Raw genomic sequence first — 3,215 nt, 5'->3', positions numbered from 1 at the left:
GCATCCAGTTTTGACCTCCTTTTAGATGTGTTTCTTGTTGGATTTTCTTTTTCCCGTCTTACCTGGCAAGGGTCCTCTCTGCCGCCCCATCACCTCCCTTTTCCCATTTCACGTCTCTTGGTGCGTATGGGCTGCGTCGCGTGCCACCAATTCGGTCCTCCGGGTGCAGCAGGCACCCTGATTATCCAGCCAGATGCCGTGGCAGGAACAACCTGCCTGGCCCGCCAGTTACCATCCTGGTTTGGACGGGCTTTCCATGGCTACCTGGTTAGTTAGACAACTGGGAGGGCGAAAAAGTTCCACCCGGAGGAAAAAATTTTTCGGGGGTTGCCGGCAGATGTTATAATGAAGGTGAGCTACGACGAAGGCCATGTTTTAAGGGTCGTCTATGAAGAACGGGAAAACGAAATACTGATTACTGGGAACGGCTTTACCATGACCGGCCAATTTGATATGGCTGGAGTATAGAGGCGAGGGGTGATTTTTACATGAGCGGGGCGGCACCACGGGATTCTTCCGTTGGGGGGACACTGACTTACGCCGATTACCTGCAAATCGACGACGGGCGTCAATATGAACTGATCGAGGGGGAACTGGTTTTAACACCTTCACCCGGTTTTCTGCACCAGCACACAGCGGCCAGCATCGGCGGCCTTTTGCGGGCCTACGTGGATAAGCACAACATGGGCCTGGTTTTATATGCGCCTTTCGATGTGGTGCTGGCCGACAACCTGGTTCTGCAGCCGGACGTGCTCTACCTTTCCCGGGAACGCTTCAACCTGCTCACCGAAAATTGCTTGAAAGGCGCGCCGGACCTGGTGGTGGAAGTTCTCTCGCCGGCCTCGGGGCGCCGCGACCGGCTGGTGAAAAGCAGGCTCTACCTGAAACACGGGGTGAAGGAGTACTGGGTGGTGGACCCTTCCGCCCAGACCGTGGAAATATTCAGTGCGGAGGGAAAGTGCTGGCTCCTGGCCGGTGCGTACGGGCCGGAAGATACCCTGAACTCTCCCCTCCTCCCCGGTTTTGCCGCCCACGGGGAAGATATCTTCCGCCTGCCGGAAGGACTGGTGCTTTAATCCCAGGCACCGGCTGTTACTGGAGCAGATGACCCTGTCTTTAAAGAACGTCCGCCCTCCGGTAATCAGCCGGCAGATGGCCAGAGAGCTGAACCGGCCCGGCCGGAACTGCGGGAGGAAATACGCCGGTACGGAATCGAGTTGTAGATAAACGCTAATAAAAGAGATAACAACAAGGAAGGGCCCGCACCCGAAAAATAAATGGCAGGCCGCCCGTTCCCGGGCGGCCCTTCTTACTGCACCGGCCCCAGCGCGCCGGAGTTCACTATTTTTCTGCCACAATTTCTCATAGTTAACCAAATTCATTATTTATATATTAAACCAATTGTCTGCCAAGGAGAAATATGGTATCCTGAAGAAAAACACCCGTCTCCTGTTTTGGTACGCGCGGCGGGCAGATCTTCACTGGTGGAAGTTACCTCTAATTTGTGGCGCCCTACCGCGTACATAAAAACAGGAGAATTTTTGGCCCCGACCCTCTAGAGGGAGGAACTTTCGGCCTTCAAAAAGTGTCTAAACAGTTAGAAGAGGTTTGGGGCATCTAGGAGTGGCTTCCCGTTGGATGCCGTCAAACGACTCATACAGCGCTCCCTGGAACGCGACCTGGTGGCTTTTGAGCAGCTGGTGCAGATGTACCAGCAGAAAGTGTACAGCCTTAGCTACCAGCTGACAGGCAACCATGCCGACGCCCAGGACCTGGCACAGGAGGTCTTCATAAGGGCGTTCCGCTCGCTGGACGGTTTCCGTTTTGAAGCGGATTTCGGCACCTGGCTGCACCGCATTACCGTCAACCTCTGGCTGAACATGAAGCGAAGGCGCGGTAATGTGACCCTCGTTTCACTGGACGAACCGGTCCACACCGGTGACGGGGAAATTACCCGGGAAGTGGCGGCCACTGCCGGTGACCCGGAAGAGGAACTGGAGGAGAAGGAATTCCGGGGCCTGGTGGGCAGGGCCCTGAAGGAGCTGTCCGCCGAGCAGCGTGCCGTGCTCATCCTGCGCGAAGTAGAAGGTTACAGCTACGATGAGATTGCCCGGATGCTCGACGTCTCCCTGGGTACTGTGAAGTCGCGGCTGAACCGGGCGCGCGACGCCTTGAAGAGAAAAGTGTCCGCCCTGGCCGGCGAAGCGGGCATACCTCTGCCGGGTGCGGAAAACAAGCGCGGGCCGGCAGCAGTCTTAAAGGAGAGCACCGGCGCGGGCCGGGTAAGGTGAGAAGCCTTTCCGGAGCATGTGGGTGCGCGACAAGAAGGTGAACGCCGTGAAATGCCGGGAAGCGAGAAAGCTTTTTTACCCCTGGCTGGACGGGGAACTGGAAAATGAAGAAGTCCGCCGGCTCCAGGAACACCTGCGGGAGTGTACCGCCTGTACCGGCGGACTGGCCGAATGGCAGGCCATAACCCTGGCGTTGAAGGGTGTATCCGGGCAGGTGGCACCGCCGGAAGGGTTCAGCGCAATGGTGATGTCCCGGCTTAAGGATTCCCTGTCCGCCCGGGAGCTTCATAGCTTGAGCGAAGCAGCCGGAGCGGCAGTGGCGGTCTCCCCGGACGCCGCCGGGGACCGGGAGGGCGCGTGGCCAAGAGGTGCCACCGCGGGTGCACGCGCACCTTTTAGCTGGTGGCGGAGGTTATCCGGCACCTGGCGCAGGGGCGTGGCCGCAGCGGCCGCGGTGGTGATGCTGCTGGCCGGCTCGGCAGGCTTCGCGGCCCGCTACTGGTGGCCGGTGACAGTGGGGAAGGGTTCGACCGCCATCGTAGATAACAGCGGGCAGAACGGGCAGGACCGGCCAAAGGATGAAATTGCCGCCAACGCGATAGAACCGCGTGCTGGTGGTCCGGCAGATGCCAGCAACGGGTCCCGGGATGTACAGCCTCCCGGGGGACAGGAAAACCTGCCCGGCAAGGTCGCGGATAGGTCTGATCGTGCAGGTAAGAAAATAGCTCCTCCCAGCGGGTCAGCCGCGCACGGGATACAAAAAAGCGGAGTCGGCCAGGCCAGGCAGAGCAGCAGGCAGGGCGTCGCCATCGCTACCAACACCAGCGGGGGGGCAACTGAGCCCCGGGTGTTCCTGAACCAGACCCGCATTTCAACCTCCGCCGTCCGGCACGGGAGATTAGGTTGAAGGCCTCCACCCGCGAA

The 3,215-nt window shown here is 59.2% G+C and carries 6 protein-coding genes; all 6 read left to right on the top strand.

Translation table 11 applies throughout. The annotated features are described in order from the left end of the window. On the top strand, positions 1 to 276 hold a 276-nt coding region (locus tag ACPLUI_RS13055; protein ID WP_424660689.1), incomplete at its 5' end, for a hypothetical protein. Between the two features lie 51 nt (positions 277 to 327). Continuing rightward, entirely contained in the window at positions 328 to 468 is a 141-nt protein-coding gene (locus ACPLUI_RS13050; protein ID WP_424660688.1) for a hypothetical protein, read from the top strand. A gap of 20 nt (positions 469 to 488) precedes the next feature. After that, a complete protein-coding gene (locus ACPLUI_RS13045; protein WP_424660687.1) occupies positions 489 to 1,076 on the top strand; it encodes a Uma2 family endonuclease in 588 nt (195 codons plus the stop codon). A 28-nt stretch (positions 1,077 to 1,104) separates the two neighbouring features. Continuing rightward, positions 1,105 to 1,227, top strand: coding sequence for a hypothetical protein (locus tag ACPLUI_RS13040; protein ID WP_424660686.1), 123 nt, complete (start codon positions 1,105 to 1,107; stop codon positions 1,225 to 1,227). A 407-nt stretch (positions 1,228 to 1,634) separates the two neighbouring features. Continuing rightward, a complete protein-coding gene (locus ACPLUI_RS13035) occupies positions 1,635 to 2,291 on the top strand; it encodes a sigma-70 family RNA polymerase sigma factor (protein WP_424660685.1) in 657 nt (218 codons plus the stop codon). Between the two features lie 22 nt (positions 2,292 to 2,313). Beyond that, positions 2,314 to 3,198, top strand: a complete 885-nt coding sequence (locus ACPLUI_RS13030) for an anti-sigma factor family protein (protein WP_424660684.1) — start codon at positions 2,314 to 2,316, stop codon at positions 3,196 to 3,198. Positions 3,199 to 3,215: the final 17 nt, after the last annotated feature.

It is taken from the genome of Desulfofundulus sp., from assembly GCF_049701015.1.
Lineage (GTDB): Bacteria > Bacillota > Desulfotomaculia > Desulfotomaculales > Desulfovirgulaceae > Desulfofundulus.
This window is presented reverse-complemented; position numbering and strand designations above follow the sequence as displayed.